At 62.0% G+C, this 15,305-nt stretch carries 16 protein-coding genes; 2 read left to right on the forward strand and 14 right to left on the reverse strand.

The features are described 5' to 3' along the window. The first annotated feature begins 55 nt into the window (after positions 1-55). Complete coding sequence (locus tag ACTAQJ_RS16020) at positions 56-568, forward strand: VOC family protein (RefSeq protein ID WP_498697569.1); 513 nt, start codon at positions 56-58, stop codon at positions 566-568. Positions 569-614: 46 nt separating this feature from the next. Here the strand turns inward: ACTAQJ_RS16020 and ACTAQJ_RS16025 are convergent, their stop codons facing one another. The 9 genes from ACTAQJ_RS16025 to ACTAQJ_RS16065 form a co-directional block, all read right to left on the reverse strand. Then, positions 615-974, reverse strand: a complete 360-nt coding sequence (locus ACTAQJ_RS16025) for a VOC family protein (RefSeq protein WP_498697572.1) — start codon at positions 972-974, stop codon at positions 615-617. Positions 975-979: 5 nt separating this feature from the next. Continuing rightward, a complete protein-coding gene (locus ACTAQJ_RS16030; RefSeq protein ID WP_223947533.1) occupies positions 980-1,240 on the reverse strand; it encodes a DUF4235 domain-containing protein in 261 nt (86 codons plus the stop codon). Positions 1,241-1,331: 91 nt separating this feature from the next. Continuing rightward, positions 1,332-1,508 carry a CsbD family protein gene (locus tag ACTAQJ_RS16035; protein ID WP_224094634.1) on the reverse strand — a complete coding sequence of 59 codons (177 nt, stop codon included), beginning with the start codon at positions 1,506-1,508 and terminating at the stop codon, positions 1,332-1,334. A gap of 87 nt (positions 1,509-1,595) precedes the next feature. Further along, positions 1,596-2,282: a dihydroxyacetone kinase phosphoryl donor subunit DhaM gene (gene dhaM / locus ACTAQJ_RS16040; protein ID WP_498697575.1), complete on the reverse strand. Its 687-nt coding sequence runs from the start codon at positions 2,280-2,282 to the stop codon at positions 1,596-1,598. Continuing rightward, positions 2,279-2,941, reverse strand: a complete 663-nt coding sequence (dhaL, locus tag ACTAQJ_RS16045; protein WP_498697576.1) for a dihydroxyacetone kinase subunit DhaL — start codon at positions 2,939-2,941, stop codon at positions 2,279-2,281. Before dhaL ends, dhaM begins: the two co-directional genes overlap by 4 nt. A gap of 2 nt (positions 2,942-2,943) precedes the next feature. After that, the gene (gene dhaK, locus ACTAQJ_RS16050) at positions 2,944-3,945 is read right to left on the reverse strand and encodes a dihydroxyacetone kinase subunit DhaK (protein ID WP_498697578.1); all 1,002 of its coding nucleotides are present in this window, start codon (positions 3,943-3,945) and stop codon (positions 2,944-2,946) included. 149 nt (positions 3,946-4,094) lie between these two features. Next, positions 4,095-4,298 carry a hypothetical protein gene (locus tag ACTAQJ_RS16055; RefSeq protein ID WP_498697580.1) on the reverse strand — a complete coding sequence of 68 codons (204 nt, stop codon included), beginning with the start codon at positions 4,296-4,298 and terminating at the stop codon, positions 4,095-4,097. A 10-nt stretch (positions 4,299-4,308) separates the two neighbouring features. Next, positions 4,309-5,715: an FAD-binding oxidoreductase gene (locus tag ACTAQJ_RS16060; RefSeq protein WP_498697581.1), complete on the reverse strand. Its 1,407-nt coding sequence runs from the start codon at positions 5,713-5,715 to the stop codon at positions 4,309-4,311. A 217-nt stretch (positions 5,716-5,932) separates the two neighbouring features. Next, positions 5,933-6,442, reverse strand: a complete 510-nt coding sequence (locus ACTAQJ_RS16065) for an amino-acid N-acetyltransferase (protein ID WP_497943896.1) — start codon at positions 6,440-6,442, stop codon at positions 5,933-5,935. 182 nt (positions 6,443-6,624) lie between these two features. Here ACTAQJ_RS16065 and ACTAQJ_RS16070 point away from each other — a divergent pair, with 182 nt between their 5' ends. Next, the gene (locus ACTAQJ_RS16070) at positions 6,625-7,863 is read left to right on the forward strand and encodes a Fic family protein (protein WP_498697583.1); all 1,239 of its coding nucleotides are present in this window, start codon (positions 6,625-6,627) and stop codon (positions 7,861-7,863) included. 23 nt (positions 7,864-7,886) lie between these two features. On the opposite strand, the gene ACTAQJ_RS16075 is transcribed toward ACTAQJ_RS16070, so the two are convergent. From ACTAQJ_RS16075 to lysS, 5 genes are all read right to left on the reverse strand, one after another. Then, positions 7,887-9,995, reverse strand: a complete 2,109-nt coding sequence (locus ACTAQJ_RS16075) for a S9 family peptidase (RefSeq protein WP_498697585.1) — start codon at positions 9,993-9,995, stop codon at positions 7,887-7,889. Positions 9,996-10,164: 169 nt separating this feature from the next. Further along, complete coding sequence (locus ACTAQJ_RS16080) at positions 10,165-12,657, reverse strand: ATP-dependent Clp protease ATP-binding subunit (RefSeq protein WP_216922749.1); 2,493 nt, start codon at positions 12,655-12,657, stop codon at positions 10,165-10,167. A gap of 458 nt (positions 12,658-13,115) precedes the next feature. Further along, a complete protein-coding gene (locus tag ACTAQJ_RS16085; RefSeq protein ID WP_223947524.1) occupies positions 13,116-13,442 on the reverse strand; it encodes a histone-like nucleoid-structuring protein Lsr2 in 327 nt (108 codons plus the stop codon). Positions 13,443-13,571: 129 nt separating this feature from the next. Further along, positions 13,572-13,745: a hypothetical protein gene (locus ACTAQJ_RS16090; protein ID WP_216922753.1), complete on the reverse strand. Its 174-nt coding sequence runs from the start codon at positions 13,743-13,745 to the stop codon at positions 13,572-13,574. 2 nt (positions 13,746-13,747) lie between these two features. After that, a complete protein-coding gene (gene lysS, locus ACTAQJ_RS16095) occupies positions 13,748-15,277 on the reverse strand; it encodes a lysine--tRNA ligase (RefSeq protein ID WP_431117462.1) in 1,530 nt (509 codons plus the stop codon). Positions 15,278-15,305 lie beyond the last annotated feature (28 nt).

A 15,305-nucleotide genomic window follows, 5' to 3' on the forward strand; every position in this document is an offset into this window, starting at 1 on the left:
AGTCTGTCGCGAATTTCCAAGCGCCGGAGGAAGCCCGGACCGTAGCGTCGTGGACATGACAGATACTACAAGCACAGAGTCAACCAAGGCCGCGCACGGCAAGTACACCACCCACGGAGTCCCCAACGGCTTGACGAGCCTGACGCCCTTCCTCGCCGTACCCGATGCCAAAAATGCAATCGCGTTCTACCGGGACGTTTTCGGGGCACGGATTGTTGGCGCCACGGAGATGGGCGGAGTTGTGGTCCATGCCGAACTCGACCTCGGGAACGGCCACCTTCAACTGGGCGAACCCAACCCGGAATACCACCTGGTCCCGGCGCCCGACGGCGATGATGACTGCTACTCCTTGGGCTTCTACTGCCCGGACGCGGACGCACTTGTGCAACGAGCGGAACAAGCCGGCGCCGTTATCCGAGAACCACTTACAACTTTCGTCTCAGGGGATCGATACGCCAGCATCCGCGATCCTTTCGGCGTCCGCTGGTCCATCATGACCCGCGTCGAAGATCTCTCCGAAGAGGAGAGCAACCGTCGCGTCGAGGAGTGGGCGGCCCAGCAGGGCTAGGAGCCGGCACGGCTGGAAGCCGTGCCGGGTTGGGAAAGGCCCAGCATTAGGAAAGGCACAGACAGAACGGGTGGCCGGCCGGATCAAGGAACACCCTGAAGGTGGTCCCCGGCTGGTGCTCGGCCTTGCTTGCCCCCAGCGACAGAGCCACTTCCTCGCCCTTGTCCAGGTCCTCCACCATCAGATCAAGGTGCATCTGTTGGGGAACCGTTTGCCCCGGCCATTCAGGCGCGTGATACGACTCGACCTGTTGGAAGGCAACGCAATTGTTCCCATCGCTGGGACGGATCTCGAACCAATCGGTTTCGCCCTTCACCTCCCAGCCCAACAATTCGCCATAAAAGGCGGCAAGGGCGGGCGCATCCGGACAATCAATAACAACACTCGGGTATCGGGCTATTGCCATTTTTGCTAAACCTCGTCTGCCGTTTTCTTCATTCGGGCCAGCGCACTTTTGGTGCCCCTTTGGGTAAGAACGTGAACCACTGCACCAACGCCTGCCGAAACCACAGCGAACACGAGCACTCCCGGCAAGGAATCGTTCAGATCAGTTCCGTCCTTGGGGGCAGGTTTTCCTGTCTTTTTCTCCCAGAGTCCTTCAAGCGTCTTGTTTGCCAGCACGCCAGCTCCAAGGCTGACTGCCAGGCCGAACAATTTCACCAGCAAATTCACGAAAGAATCCTCCATCTGATCGTGCGGTGTAAGCCTTGTTAAACACAAAGGAAGGCGGGGCCGCTGCAACTGCAACGGCCCCGCCGAATTCCTAGTCGTGCTTGAAAGCGTCCTTTACCTTTTCGCCGGCACCCTTGAGGTCGCTCTTGACCTGTTCGCCCTTGCCTTCGGCTTCCAGGCGCTCGTTGTCAGTAAGCTTTCCGGCAGCTTCCTTAGCCTTGCCTGCGATCTTCTCGCCAGCGTTCTCCATCTTGTCGTCAGCACCCATGTCGCACCTCTTCCTTGTAGTGAACCTGTACCTCTACAACATCACTAATCAGTGTACTTAGCAATATTTGCTCCTGATGAAGGCGTGTCAGATCTCGCCGAACCCCTCGCCCACCAACCGTCCGACATACTGAACTGCCTTTGCGGCGTCCTTGCCACGGGCCTCCACGCGCAGGGTTGCACCCTGGGCGGCGGCGAGCGTCATGAGCGCCATCATCGAGGTCCCGTCGACGTCGTTGATTGTCACCTCAGCGTCAAGGCCGGACAGTCCACCGGCTATCTTGGCCGCAGGCCGCGCGTGGATGCCCATGGGATTAATCAGCTCGAAATCGCCGGCAGCATCCGGTTCCCGGGACTCGTAAGGACCGCCCGGGTCAGTACCGGCAGAAGCCCGGAATCCAACCGCTTCGGCAGCCTTACGCACCTCGTCGGCGCCAGCCCCGCCCTGCGCCGCGACGGCCGCGGCCACCAGCCCTTCAACCAGAGGCGCATCGGCAAGCAAAATAGCGTCGGGGTCGCTGGCGAACTCGATCGCAGACTCAGCTGTCATTACTGCAGAGCCCAGATCCGTCAGCACCACCACGCCCTCGCCTCCGGCATCAATCAGTGACTGCTCGACGGCGGCAAGGACCTTCTCGAGGCTGGTGCCAATCCGTTCGTCGTCAGTGCCCCCGGCGGCGACGAGTTCGACGTCGGGCGCCATCTGGGCGGCGAGTTCCACAGCACCTTCAGCGATCTTGCTGCTGTGGGAGACAACCACGATCCCAACTGTCATACGGCGTCGGTTCCCGTGTTGCCTGCGGAGCCGGCCGCTGCGGCTGCCGCGGCGCGCAAGAGCAACGCCGTGGAGGCCGCTCCTGGATCGCGATGCCCTGCGCTCCGCTCCCCGAGGTAACTTGCGCGGCCCTTGCGAGCCACCAGCGGATCGGTAGCCACCGCCCCAACTTCGGCCGCCTCGGCAGCAGCCTGCAGGACGGCGAGTACATCGCCGCCATCGGACGCCGCGTTCCGGGCTGCCTCAACTGCAGGCGTCCATGCGTCGATCATGGTTTTGTCCCCTGTCTCGGCTTTGCCGCGGGCCACCACTCCGTCGCGGGCAGCCGCGAGCGCGGAAGCCAGCGCCTCTGCATCAATATCGGCGGTGTCCCCGAGGGACGTGGCCGCCCGAAGATATGCAGTGCCGTACAGCGGCCCTGCAGCTCCGCCCACCTTGGACATCAGTGCCATCGCCGCCGCCTTGAGCGCAGCTCCTGGGGTCTCCGGCGGCGCCTCGTCCAGCTTCTGCAACACGGCCTGGAATCCACGGTCCATGTTCTCGCCGTGGTCCGAGTCACCGATTGCCCGGTCCAGCTCAATCAGTTCGGTTCGGTGTTCTGCCATGGCCTTCGCCGAAAGCTTCAGCCAGTCCACTGCCCAATCAACCCCCAGGCCCATGCTCACACTCCCCAACGCAGGGCGGCCGTGTGAACGGGAGCATCCCACAAATGCGTCAATTCGTCGTCGAGGCGTAGCACGGACACCGAGCACCCCTGCATTTCAAGTGACGTCACGTAATTGCCCACCAGCGAGCGCTCCACTGATGCCCCGCGCTTTGCGAGTACCTGGGCGGCCCGGCGATAGACGATGTAGAGCTCACTCTGCGGCGTGCCGCCCATGCCGTTCACGAACAGCAGCACCCTGTCGCCGGAGGAGATGGCGAGATCCTCAAGCACGGGCTCCAATAGACGGTCGGTGATCGCGTCAGCGCTTTCCATGGCGATCCTGTGCCGTCCAGGCTCGCCATGGATACCGATGCCGATCTCGATTTCGTCCTCCGCCAGCTCGAAGCTCGGCTTACCGGCGTGCGGAACTGTGCAGCCAGAGAGGGCTACTCCCATGGTCCTCACGTTGGCAGCGACCCGCTCCGCGATGGTGGCGACGGCTTCAAGACCGTCTCCACGCTCGGCGGCAGCACCGGCGATCTTCTCCACGAGGACCGTCCCGCCCACTCCACGTCGGCCCGCTGTGTACAAGGAGTCCTCCACGGCGACGTCGTCGTTGACCAGCACCGAACGCACGTGTACGCCTTCGGCCTGTGCCATCTCCGCCCCCGTCTCAAAATTCAGGACGTCGCCTGTGTAGTTCTTGACGATATGCACGACGCCGGCACCTGAGTCGACAGCGACGGTCGCCGGTATTATCTGGTCCGGCGTGGGCGACGTGAAAACGGCGCCGGGCACCGCGGCGTCGAGCATTCCGAGGCCCACGAAACCAGCGTGCAGCGGCTCGTGACCGCTGCCGCCGCCGGATACCAGGGCAACCTTGCCCGCAACAGGTGCGCCTTTCCGGATGACGTACTTAGGCTCCGGATGGACGTCCACGATGTCGGCATGGGCCATGCCGAAGCCTTCGACGGACTCGTCCACCACGGCGCGTGGATCATTGATGAGCTTTTTCATGGGATGCTCCTGGACGTGCTGTGGCTGGTGCTCTGACCCTACTACCGGTGTCCGGGCACAGGGTAGGCCTCGTGGCGTGCAGAACCCCCAACGCCCGTTAAAGGCCGGCAGGGACGGCCCAAAAGCCCGCCCCTGCCGGAATGACACAGTTAATCTTCGTGGTGCCCGGCTTCCGCGGCGGCGGGAGGACTGAATTCAGGGTCACTGCGGGCATGGAAATCGAGCCAAAATGCGGAGTACAAGTCCGGGTTCGAGTGGGCGGTCCCCGGCCAGAAGGATTCGTTCGGCCAGGACCCGTGGGGGATGTCTATCTGGAAAGCTGAAAAGTCGGGAAACGTGACACGATCTTGCACGGTCCGCTCCTTAACTGTTCAGCGCGGCGTCGCCGCCGGCAGTGACCACGTCTTCGAGCAGCGCGGTCTGATCCATAACAACCGGCTGTTCCGTGGCAGGAAGGCCCACTACGTGCCCAAAGCTGAACATATTCTTCGGATCCAGCTCCGCTTTCGCCTTCTTAAGCCGCTCCCGCGCACTGGGGCCCCAAGGGCGCTCCCTGTCCTCGACATCCACAAAGTGCCCGTGGAGGTTCACAAAGGTGCCCGGATTGGCAGCGGGACGAAGGTCTGTATGCACGGCTTCGAAAACTGCGGGCAGCACCTCAACAACAGGAGCCGCGGCAATGGCAACCATGTAGAAGCTGAACGCCGCGTCACGTCCGCCCACAATATCCTCGCCCTCCGCGCTCTTGGCGAGGGCACCGCCCAGCAGCCGGAGTTCGGCCAGCAACACCGGGCTCTCAACGCCCGGACCGAAGTGCCGCAGGATTGCCTCGGACGCCTCGTCGTCCAACCGGTCAAGCAGGAAGCCACGCTCGCGAACGGGGACTGGCTGGTCCGGATCCTGGTGGATTGTGTCGAATTGGCTTGCTTCCAAAGGGCCGGTGGCGTCCATCATGAACGGGGCGCTTCGGCGCATGGGCTCCAGCAGCTCCGCCGCTGCAGCCAGGTCGCCTTGGTAGGCGTAGCGGAGGTGGATCACAAACTTTCCCCGCAACGGCTCCGGAATCATCTCCATCTCCGGAAGGCGCAAAAACGCCAACGACGCCGATGCCTCCGCGGGTAGCGATGGCACCCATTCCCTAAACGCCCCAAGGACTTCCGGGGCGTGCCCGCCGTCGAAGTACACGCCACCGGCGTAGATGTCTGCGGCTGGGAAGAGGTGGAATTCCATGGCCGTCACAATGCCCAGATTGCCTTTGCCGCCTCGCAGGAGGAAGAACAGCTCAGGGTTCTCGTCCTTAGTAACCCTTTGCTGGGTGCCGTCCGCTGTGACCAGCTCGAAAGCGATGACATGATCCGAGGCGAAGCCGTACTTTCGGCCGAGGATTGGCAGGCCCCCGCCCAGCGTGTATCCCACCACGCCGACGTCACTGGTTGAACCACAGAGCCCCATCAAACCGAAGGTTGCAGCAAGCTCAACCACAGCCTTCCACCGAACACCGGCCCCCACTCTGGCGGTCTTCTCAAGGGGGTCGACGCTGAGTTCCAGCATCCGGCGGGTACTGATAAGCATCCCGCCTTCTATCGCGTTGGTTGCACCATGCCCTGTGGACTGGACGGCTACGGGTATTCCCCGTTCCGCCGCCCATCTGATAGCCGCCGAAACGTCCTCTGCGTCGAGGGCGCCGAAGGCAAGATCCGGCTGGTGTTGAGTAGAGAGGTTGAAGGCCGCTACCTCGGCTTGGAAGCCGGGATCGGCAGGCGTGAACACGGGACCGCGCACACTGAGTTGGAGTTCAGAAACACTTGAATTACCAGAAAACGACGCGTGGGACTGCATGATCTTCTCTCGATTGACCGAATGGCGGAAGCTCCCCAGCAAGCCTCGATCAGTTTATCCATCAACTTTAGATAAGAGAAGGGGTTTTAAATCACGCATAATCCGGGCAGGGTTGAACCCCGTATCTGTCAGCGCTTGTTGTGGGTTCTTACAGGTGCTTGATCATGCGTGTATTGCCCAAAGTATTGGGCTTTACCCGGGCCAGATCCAGGAATTCCGCCACGCCTTCGTCATGCGAGCGCAGCAACTCCGAGTACACCTGCGGGTCCACCGCCGATTGGTCCTCCATGACCTCGAAGCCATGGCGCTTGAAGAAGTCAACCTCAAACGTCAGGCAGAAAACCCGGCTTACACCGAGCTCCTTGGCCTTTTCGAGGAGATCCTCCACCAGCACATGCCCCACACCCCGGCCCCGCCACGTGTCCGCGGCGGCAAGAGTGCGGATCTCGGCCAGGTCCTCCCACATAACGTGCAGGGCACCGCAACCAATCACGTCGCCGTCCTGGGATTCGGCAATCCGGAATTCCTGGAGGCTCTCGTAATAGGCCACAGTTTCCTTGGCCATCAAAATGCGCTGCTCCGCCAAAGGCGCGACCAACCTCTTAATCGCCGCCACATCACTAGTACGGGCAGGACGAAGGCTAAAGGTCGAATTCACTCCCCCATCCTAGCTACGTGGGACGGGGCCGCGGATTCGTGACTGAGAAGGAGGAGCGGTTACCAACATTTATGGGTTCATCTGTTGGCAAGGGCTGTCGCGCCCACGCTTAAAGAGGCCTAGTTGATGGACTGGAAGCCCTTACCAACACTTAGCTTGATAAGTGTTGGTAAGCTGGATGCATGGCAACACCTCCGCGCGTTGGTATTCCGGTCGATCCGGTCTCCTTCGAGACCTTCGACTGGAAGCCGCGAGCGCCGGAGATGTACTCCCGCGCGGAGGTGGAGCGCCAAACCGGCCCTTACCAGGCGGCCGTCACGGCGCCGATAGCCGACTGGACCCCCTTCATTTCCAGCGAAGATTCCGCCGATATCGAGGACGCCACTCGACAGCTGGTCGGGTTCGACAAGCACGCGCAGCGGACCCTTGGTAGAGACAATCCCGCGCTCGGGCCAATGACGGCGATCCTGCTGCGCACAGAGTCTGCCTCCAGCTCACAGATCGAACAGTTGACGACGTCCGCCAAGCAGCTCGCTCTTGCCGAGATCGACGAGGGCGGCAAAGCCAACGCCCTCACCGTCATCGGCAACGTTCGAGCCATGGAGGCGGCCCTCCAACTGGCCGACGACATCAGCGAGGATTCCATCCTCGCAATGCACAAGGCACTGATGCTCCACCAGCGCGGCTTCGATCCTGCCGGTGCCGGCCGTTTCCGGGACGAGCAGATATGGATCGGCCCTGGTCAGGCAGGGCCACGGGTGGCCGAGTTCGTCGCCCCGCACCACGACCGCATTCCCGCTGCGATCACGGACCTGGTTAAGTTCATCGATCGCCAGGATGTCTCCGTACTCGTCCAAGTGGCGATCAGCCATGCCCAGTTCGAAACGATTCACCCCTTCCCGGACGGGAACGGCCGGACAGGGCGCGCACTGGCGCAGTCGATTCTCCGTAACAAGGGCCTGGTGGACTCAACCGCGGTGCCGATCTCCGCGGGCCTCCTCGTGGATACCGCACGCTACTTCGCAGCACTGGGCGCATTTCGGGAGGGCGATGCCGGCCCAATCGTCCTAGAGTTCGCAATGGCGAGTCGGATCGCCGCAACTACCGGATCGCGGCTGGTCGACGACCTTGTCGCACAACTCGAGGAGTCCCGCGCGAAGATGACGGGGCTGCGCGCGGACGCGGCGGCCTGGCGGGTGTTGCCCGCACTGATCGGCCAGCCTGCAGTGAATACGAAGTACCTTGTGACCGAGCTCGGACTTGGCGAGATGGCGGCGTTGCGCGCACTCGATGCCCTGACGGACCGCGGCGTACTGACGGAAGCGTCAGGCCGCGGCCGCAACCGCGTGTGGCAGCACCGCGGGATATTCGAAGTCCTCGACGCCTACGCCACCGGAATTCGCCGTATGTCCGCAGGCTGATCCGCCGCCTCCCGTTCCGGTCTCTAGATCCCCAACTCCTCCGGCAGGCCCACCTCCTCGCCCAGCACCTGCTTTGCCAGGAAATGCTCCACTACTCCGTACCAAACCTTCGCGTGCTGCGGCTGGAGGATCCAGTGGTTTTCGTCGGGGAAGTAGAGGAACCGGTGCGGGCTCTGGCCGTTGTCGTCGGCGGGCAACTGCGATGAGGACAAGAGTTCGTACCAAAGCCGCAGGCCCTCGCCGATCGGGACGCGATAATCCTTGTCTCCGTGGATCACCAGCATGGGCGTCTTGATGTTGCGTACGTTGAGGTGTGGCGAGTTCTCCATCGCCATCTCAACGGTCATTTCCTTCAGCCAGTACTGCGCGGCGTCGGTGGTGGGGCCGAACTGGTCCAGGGCCCACAAACTGGCGTGGGTCACAATCGCCTTGAAACGGTCCGTCTGGCCTGCCACCCAGTTGGCCATGTAGCCGCCGAAGGACCCGCCCATCGCCGCTGTCCGCGACTCGTCGATGTCCGCCCGCTCAACTACGGCATCGGTGATAGCCATGAGGTCCGAGAAGGGCTTCTTGCCCCATTCACCCCAGCCGCGCTGGATGAACTCCTGACCGTAGCCTGTGGAGAGCGCAGGGTCAGGCAGCAGCACGGCATAGCCCTTGGCGACCAGCAGCCAGGGGTTCCAACGCCAGGTCCAGGCGTTCCATGAGCCCAGGGGCCCACCGTGGATCCATAGCAGGAGCGGGGCCGGGTTGTCACCGGACGCACCTTCAGGGAGCGCCAGGTACGCCGGCAGACGAGCGCCGTCCTCCGCCGTCGTTTCCACACGTTCGAGGTGCCCCTTGAACGTTGGCCGTTCCGCGGGTGCCTGCAACCTCACCACCTCTCCGGAAGCGAGGTCGATCCGTACAGCTTCATGGGGGAACTCGTAGGAGCTCCGCAGTGCGTACGCTGTGGTTCCGTCCGGCGAAACCACGACGTCGGAATACGCGGCAGCGTCTTCCGTCACCCGTGTTACTCCACCGTCAGCAACGTCGATCCGGAAAACCGGCGACGCGCCGTCGTCGTCCGCTTTCACCAGGATGGCATTGCCTTCCGGGAGCCACGCCAAGGCAGTAGCCCAGCGGTCCCATTGGTGCGCGAGCGGCTCCAGGTCAGTCGTTTCGCTGCCTGATACGTCCAGCAGGTGCAGCTTGACCTGCGGCGCTTGCGTGGGCGTGGTGTCACTCTCGCTCTCCACCACCAGCGTGCGGTTGTCCGGGCTGACGGGACCAGGGAAGTAGCTCATTCCCTCGCGGTCCAGAAGTACCTTGACGGTTCCCGTGGCGACGTCGACGGCGGCCAGCACCTCACGGCTGTCGGCCTTGGCGAGAGCTTTGGTGAGGCTCGTGTAGATGGTCTTGCCGTCCGGACTCACCACAGTTTTGGCTTCCCGCAGCGAGCCGCCGACGCCGGGAGTCAGGTTCCTCAGCTTAAGCGGCGTTGGTGCGTCAATGGTGGTTGGTTTGCCGGCTTCCTCCTCCTCGCCCGGCTCCACTGCAAACAGGCGCGGTTGGGCAGGACCCAGGTCCGCGTCCCAATAGCGGATCGGGTAGCCACTGTGCAGGATGGCGGACACTTTGTTGTCTTTGCGGGTCTTGCGGCGTTCTTCGTCGTTCTCCTCATTGCTGGAGCCCGCCAAAACCTCGGCGTTGACGATGATGGCATCCGCGTTCTTTGCCGCCATGACGGAACTGATCCCGCCGGCTCGAGTGTGCACAACCCGAGCCTCTCCCCCACTGGCAGGGAGCAGCCACAGTGCGTTCACCGGATCGGCGTGGGGATCTGCGCTCTCGGGGTCGGGGCGGGAAGACGTGAAGTAAAGATCGCCGTTCGCGGCAAAGGCGGCACCGGCCTCACCTTTGGAACTCCGGGTGATCCGTCGGGCGTGGCTCTGGCCGGTGGGGTCGATCTCCCACAGTGCAGTGACGAACTCGATGCCCTTGCCGTTCAGGGTGGAAACGGTAGTGACCAGGCGCTTGCCGTCCGGGCTGAGCGTGAGACCACTGACCCTGGGGATGGAGAGGTAGTGGTCGATATCGTGGAAAGGAGTTTCAGGTGGCATGCCTGGGCTTGGGGTGTCAGTCGAATCCATGCTCCGATTCAACACGTATTGTGCTGCGGATCACAGAGCCGTTCACTCATAGTGAAACACTACTTTCAGATATGGCGCGATACTGGCGGTGCTGGCGAGACGTCACCTGACGCGAAAGCCCCACCCGTTCCTTTCGGAGCGGATGGGGCTTTGCATTCGTACGTGTGCCTTATGCGGTAGGAGCAATCTCCGGGATCCGCGGCTTGGCGTTGCCTGCAAACGTGAACTTGGCGTCGTCGCCTTCGCCGTCCACATCCACCACAACGATGTCACCGGAGTGCAATTCGCCGAAGAGGATCTTCTCGGAGAGCTGGTCCTCGATCTCGCGCTGGATGGTGCGGCGCAGCGGCCGGGCACCCATTGCGGGATCGTAGCCACGAGTGGCCAGAAGAACCTTTGCTGCCGTGGTGAGCTCGATGCCCATGTCCTTGTCCTTGAGGCGACGCTCCAGGCGGGTAACGAACATGTCCACGATCTCGATGATCTCGTCCTGGGTGAGCTGCGGGAACACCACAACATCGTCAACGCGGTTGAGGAACTCGGGGCGGAAGTGCTGCTTGAGCTCCTCCGTGACCCGGGCGCGCATCCGGTTGTAGCCAGTCTGGGTATCCGTGCCGGACTGGAAGCCCGTAGCGACGCTCTTTGAGATGTCGCGGGTACCCAGGTTGGTGGTCATGATGATCACGGTGTTCTTGAAGTCCACCACGCGGCCCTGGGAGTCGGTCAGTCGGCCGTCTTCCAGGATCTGCAGGAGCGAGTTGAAGAGGTCCGCGTGGGCCTTCTCAACTTCGTCGAACAGGACCACGGAGAACGGACGGCGACGAACTTTCTCCGTCAGCTGGCCGCCTTCTTCGTAGCCGACATAGCCCGGAGGTGCACCGAAGAGTCGCGAAACCGTGTGCTTCTCGGAGTACTCGGACATGTCCAGCGTGATGAGGGCGTCCTCTTCACCGAACAGGAACTCGGCAAGGGCCTTGGCGAGCTCGGTCTTGCCGACACCCGTAGGCCCGGCGAAGATGAACGAGCCACCAGGACGCTTGGGGTCCTTCAGGCCTGCACGTGTGCGGCGGATAGCCTGGGAAAGAGCCTTGATGGCTTCGTCCTGGCCGACGACGCGCTTGTGCAGTTCGTCTTCCATCTTGAGGAGCCGCGAAGACTCTTCCTCGGTGAGCTTGAAGACGGGGATACCGGTGGAGTTCGCGAGAACCTCGGCGATCAGGTCTTCATCAACCTCGGAGATGTCATCCATGCCGCCGGACTTCCAGTTGCGCTCCTTCTCAGCGCGTTCGGCAATGAGCTTCTGCTCCTTGTCGCGCAGCGAAGCGGCACCCTCAAAGTCCTGGGCGTCGATGGCGGATTCCTTCTCCATCTTGACGTCGGCAATGCGCTCGTCCATGGCCTTGAGCTCCGGCGGAGCGGTCATGCGGCGAATACGCAGGCGTGCGCCGGCTTCATCGATGAGGTCGATCGCCTTGTCCGGCAGGAAGCGGTCCGAAATGTAGCGTTCGGCCAGTTGCGCGGCTGAGGCGAGGGCGCCGTCGGTAATCGTTACGCGGTGGTGTGCCTCGTAGCGGTCCCGCAGGCCCTTCAGGATCTCGATCGCGTGGGCGACGGAAGGCTCCTTGACCTGGATCGGCTGGAAGCGGCGCTCAAGAGCAGCGTCCTTCTCAATGTGCTTGCGGTACTCATCCAGCGTGGTGGCACCAATGGTCTGGAGTTCACCACGGGCAAGCATCGGCTTCAGGATGGATGCAGCATCGATGGCGCCTTCAGCAGCACCTGCACCAACGAGGGTGTGGATCTCGTCAATGAAGAGGATGATGTCGCCGCGGGTGCGGATCTCCTTGAGGACCTTCTTCAGGCGCTCTTCGAAGTCGCCACGGTAGCGCGAGCCGGCAACCAGCGAACCAAGGTCCAGCGTGTACAGCTGCTTGTCCTTGATGGTCTCCGGGACGTCGCCGCGGACAATCGCCTGGGCAAGGCCCTCGACGACGGCCGTCTTACCGACGCCGGGCTCACCGATGAGCACTGGGTTGTTCTTGGTACGGCGGGAGAGGACCTGCATGACGCGTTCCATCTCCTGCTCGCGGCCGATCACGGGATCGAGCTTGTTCTCGCGGGCAGCCTGGGTGAGGTTGCGTCCGAACTGGTCCAGAACCACCGAGCCTGCCGGGGTTCCCTCCGGCTGGCCCTGACTGGAACCCGAACCTGCGGCTTCCTTGCCCTGGTAGCCGGAAAGCAGCTGGATGACCTGCTGACGGACCCTGTTAAGGTCCGCGCCAAGCTTGACCAGTACCTGGGCAGCAACGCCTTCACCCTCGCGGATGAGACCGAGCAGGATGTGCTCGGTTCCGATGTAATTGTGGCCGAGCTGCAGTGCTTCGCGGAGCGAAAGCTCAAGCACCTTCTTGGCGCGCGGGGTAAAGGGGATGTGCCCGGACGGAGCCTGCTGGCCCTGGCCGATGATCTCCTGCACCTGTTCGCGGACGCCATCGAGCGAAATGCTCAGGGATTCAAGCGCCTTTGCGGCAACGCCTTCACCCTCGTGGATCAGACCCAAGAGGATGTGCTCGGTACCAATGTAATTGTGATTGAGCATCCGTGCCTCTTCTTGGGCAAGGACAACCACGCGACGGGCACGGTCCGTAAATCTCTCAAACATTTCGCCACACTCCTAGCTACGACGTACTTTGATGCTACGTGCAGGAGCCCGACTTTTGGAGCGTGTTCGCCACAGGGGAAACATGACGCCCAGCGGAATAAACCTGGCACCCCCTTCGCGGTAGGGAGGCCCGGCCGCGGAACGCCTGTCCCACGCCCGTGCCGGCCTCCGGAAGGACGTGGTCAGGGCTCCTGAAGGACGTGGGTCAGCCACCCAGGGCAGTGATAGGCCGAGGAACGCGCCCCGCCTGCTTTGAGCAAGCGCTTTGAGCAGGCGCTTTGAGCAGGCGCTTTGACCAGTTCCAAAAGGTCGGATAATCCCCCACCGCAGGTGCCGGAACGATTCACGGAATATTCCAAGGCTTGGTCCAGGCACCCCCTTGGAAGGCCTGACAACAAACTATGGGCTTAAAACCTAATGCCCCGGCAGAAGTTGCCGGGGCATTGAAGGCGGGTGAATCAGGAATTGGCCTTCTGGTACGCTTCCTGAATTTCAGCCTGAATACGTCCGCGGCTGTTTACGGTGTAACCGTTGTCACGAGCCCATTGACGGATCTGTGCCGAATCCTGGTTTCGAGTGGCAGTCGCACGGCCACGTGTTGCACGGCCCGAAGAGGTCTTCCTGGCCTTGGCTACGTAGGGCTCCAGTGCTTTGCGCAAAGATTCTGCGTTAGCGGTGGACAAGTCCATCTCGTAGCTAACGCCGTCCAGCCCGAAACGGACAGTTTCGTCCGCTGACCCTTCATCCAGGTCATCGACGAGGATGATTTTAACTTTCTGTGCCATGAGTAGCCTCTCTTTTGGAGGGTTGGATAATCAGAAATTTGAGGGTTCCTATTCCTGATTATCGTTCACGCCAAGCACACACGTCAAAGGCACATTTGGGTTTCCTGCTAAGGACACCCAATTTGCAGGCTATTTAGCTGCCGGGCCTTCACCCTCAGGGCCGGAATTCCGCAAATTGGCCTCTGCTTGGGCGCGGGCTTCTGCCTGCCGCTCGGATTTGTCCGCATTGAAGATGGACTTCATGGCAAACCAGAAGATCAAGCCAACAACGATCGATGGCGCCAGGACTGCGATGTATTCCATGATCAGTGTCCTTCGGGCTTCAGCAAGGGGAACAGAATGGTTTCGCGGATACCTGCACCGGTGAACAACATCACAAGGCGATCGATGCCGAGCCCGATACCTCCCATGGGCGGGGCGCCGTACTCAAGGGCGCGAAGGAAGTCTTCGTCGAGTTGCATGGCCTCTACGTCGCCAGCCGCAGAGCGGCGTGACTGCTCCGTAAGCCGTTCACGCTGGATGACAGGGTCAATGAGTTCGGAGAAGGCTGTGCCGCGCTCCATGCCCCCGATAATCAGGTCCCATGCCTCGATCAGGCGGCCGTCTTCGCGGTGCGGACGGGCAAGCGGCTGAGCGGACGGCGGATAGTTGTAAACGAATGTCGGATTCAGCAGGGTGGGTTCCACGATCTCGCCGAAGAGCTCAACCACGATCTTCTCGGCGTCCCACTTCGGATCCACCTTGACCTCGTGCTTGGCAGCAATGGCCAACAGTTCCTCCACCGTGGTGTCGGGAGTGACTTCAACGCCAATCGCTTCAGAAAGCCCCGGGTACACCGCAACCCAAGCCCATTCGCCGTCGAGGTTGATCTCGCCGGCGTCGGTCTGGATGGTGCGGGTACCAACCACGTCCGCCACGTTCAGGATGATTTCCTTCATGCGCTCAGCCATGACGAACTGGTCAGCCCAGGCTTCGTAGCACTCAAGGGTGGTGAATTCGGGGCTGTGCGTGGAGTCCACGCCTTCGTTTCGGAACACGCGGCCCATGTCATAGACGCGGTCGATGCCACCCACTACCGCGCGCTTCAGGAAGAGTTCCGTGGCGATGCGCAGGGTCATCTTCTGATCGAACGCGTTCATGTGCGTCTCGAACGGACGCGCCGTGGCGCCACCGTGGACCAGTTGCAGGATGGGGGTTTCCACCTCGACGTAGCCGTGGCGGTCAAGGGTGTCGCGGACAGATCGTGTGATGGCAGCGCGCTTGTAGACCATCTCGCGGGCTTCATCGCGGACCATGAGATCCACGTAGCGCTGGCGGACACGGGTTTCTTCGTTAAGCTCCGCGTGCAGGACCGGGAGCGGGCGCAGGGCCTTGGAGGCCATGGACCAGGAATCGGCCATGACGGAGAGCTCACCGCGGCGGGAGGAAATGACCTCGCCCTTGATGAAAACGTGGTCCCCAAGGTCAACCAGGGCTTTCCAATCGGCCAGCGCTTCCTCGCCCACATTGGCCAGGCTCAGCATTGCCTGGAGACGAACGCCCTTGCCGTCAACGCCACCTTCCTGGAGGGTAGCGAAGCAGAGCTTGCCGGTGTTTCGTACGAACACGACGCGGCCCGTGACGCCGACGATGTCACCTGTGGTTTCGTCGGCTTCCAGATGCGCATACTTTTCGCGGATCTCACTCAAGGAATGCGTCCGCTCAACGCCCACAGGATAGGCCTCTGTGCCACGTTCGATCAGCTTGGCGCGCTTGTCCATGCGGATACGCATCTGCTCGCTGGCGTCGATGGGCTCTGCGGAGGTGTTCAGGGCTGGGGTGTTTGCGGAAGTCACAGTCCTTAAGTTTACCGGTGATTACGGG

The sequence above is a fragment of the Arthrobacter sp. alpha11c genome (assembly GCF_054149985.1).

Excerpts from the sequence above, each read along its gene's own strand:
- ACTAQJ_RS16035 (WP_224094634.1), bottom strand. The coding sequence starts at position 1,508 with ATGGGTGCTGACGACAAGATGGAGAACGCTGGCGAGAAGATCGCAGGC.
- dhaM (WP_498697575.1), bottom strand. The coding sequence starts at position 2,282 with ATGACAGTTGGGATCGTGGTTGTCTCCCACAGCAGCAAGATCGCTGAA.
- ACTAQJ_RS16075 (WP_498697585.1), bottom strand. The coding sequence starts at position 9,995 with ATGGATTCGACTGACACCCCAAGCCCAGGCATGCCACCTGAAACTCCT.
- dhaK (WP_498697578.1), bottom strand. The coding sequence starts at position 3,945 with ATGAAAAAGCTCATCAATGATCCACGCGCCGTGGTGGACGAGTCCGTC.
- ACTAQJ_RS16025 (WP_498697572.1), bottom strand. The coding sequence starts at position 974 with ATGGCAATAGCCCGATACCCGAGTGTTGTTATTGATTGTCCGGATGCG.
- dhaL (WP_498697576.1), bottom strand. The coding sequence starts at position 2,941 with ATGGGCCTGGGGGTTGATTGGGCAGTGGACTGGCTGAAGCTTTCGGCG.
- ACTAQJ_RS16020 (WP_498697569.1), top strand. The coding sequence starts at position 56 with ATGACAGATACTACAAGCACAGAGTCAACCAAGGCCGCGCACGGCAAG.
- ACTAQJ_RS16080 (WP_216922749.1), bottom strand. The coding sequence starts at position 12,657 with ATGTTTGAGAGATTTACGGACCGTGCCCGTCGCGTGGTTGTCCTTGCC.
- ACTAQJ_RS16070 (WP_498697583.1), top strand. The coding sequence starts at position 6,625 with ATGGCAACACCTCCGCGCGTTGGTATTCCGGTCGATCCGGTCTCCTTC.
- ACTAQJ_RS16090 (WP_216922753.1), bottom strand. The coding sequence starts at position 13,745 with ATGGAATACATCGCAGTCCTGGCGCCATCGATCGTTGTTGGCTTGATC.
- ACTAQJ_RS16085 (WP_223947524.1), bottom strand. The coding sequence starts at position 13,442 with ATGGCACAGAAAGTTAAAATCATCCTCGTCGATGACCTGGATGAAGGG.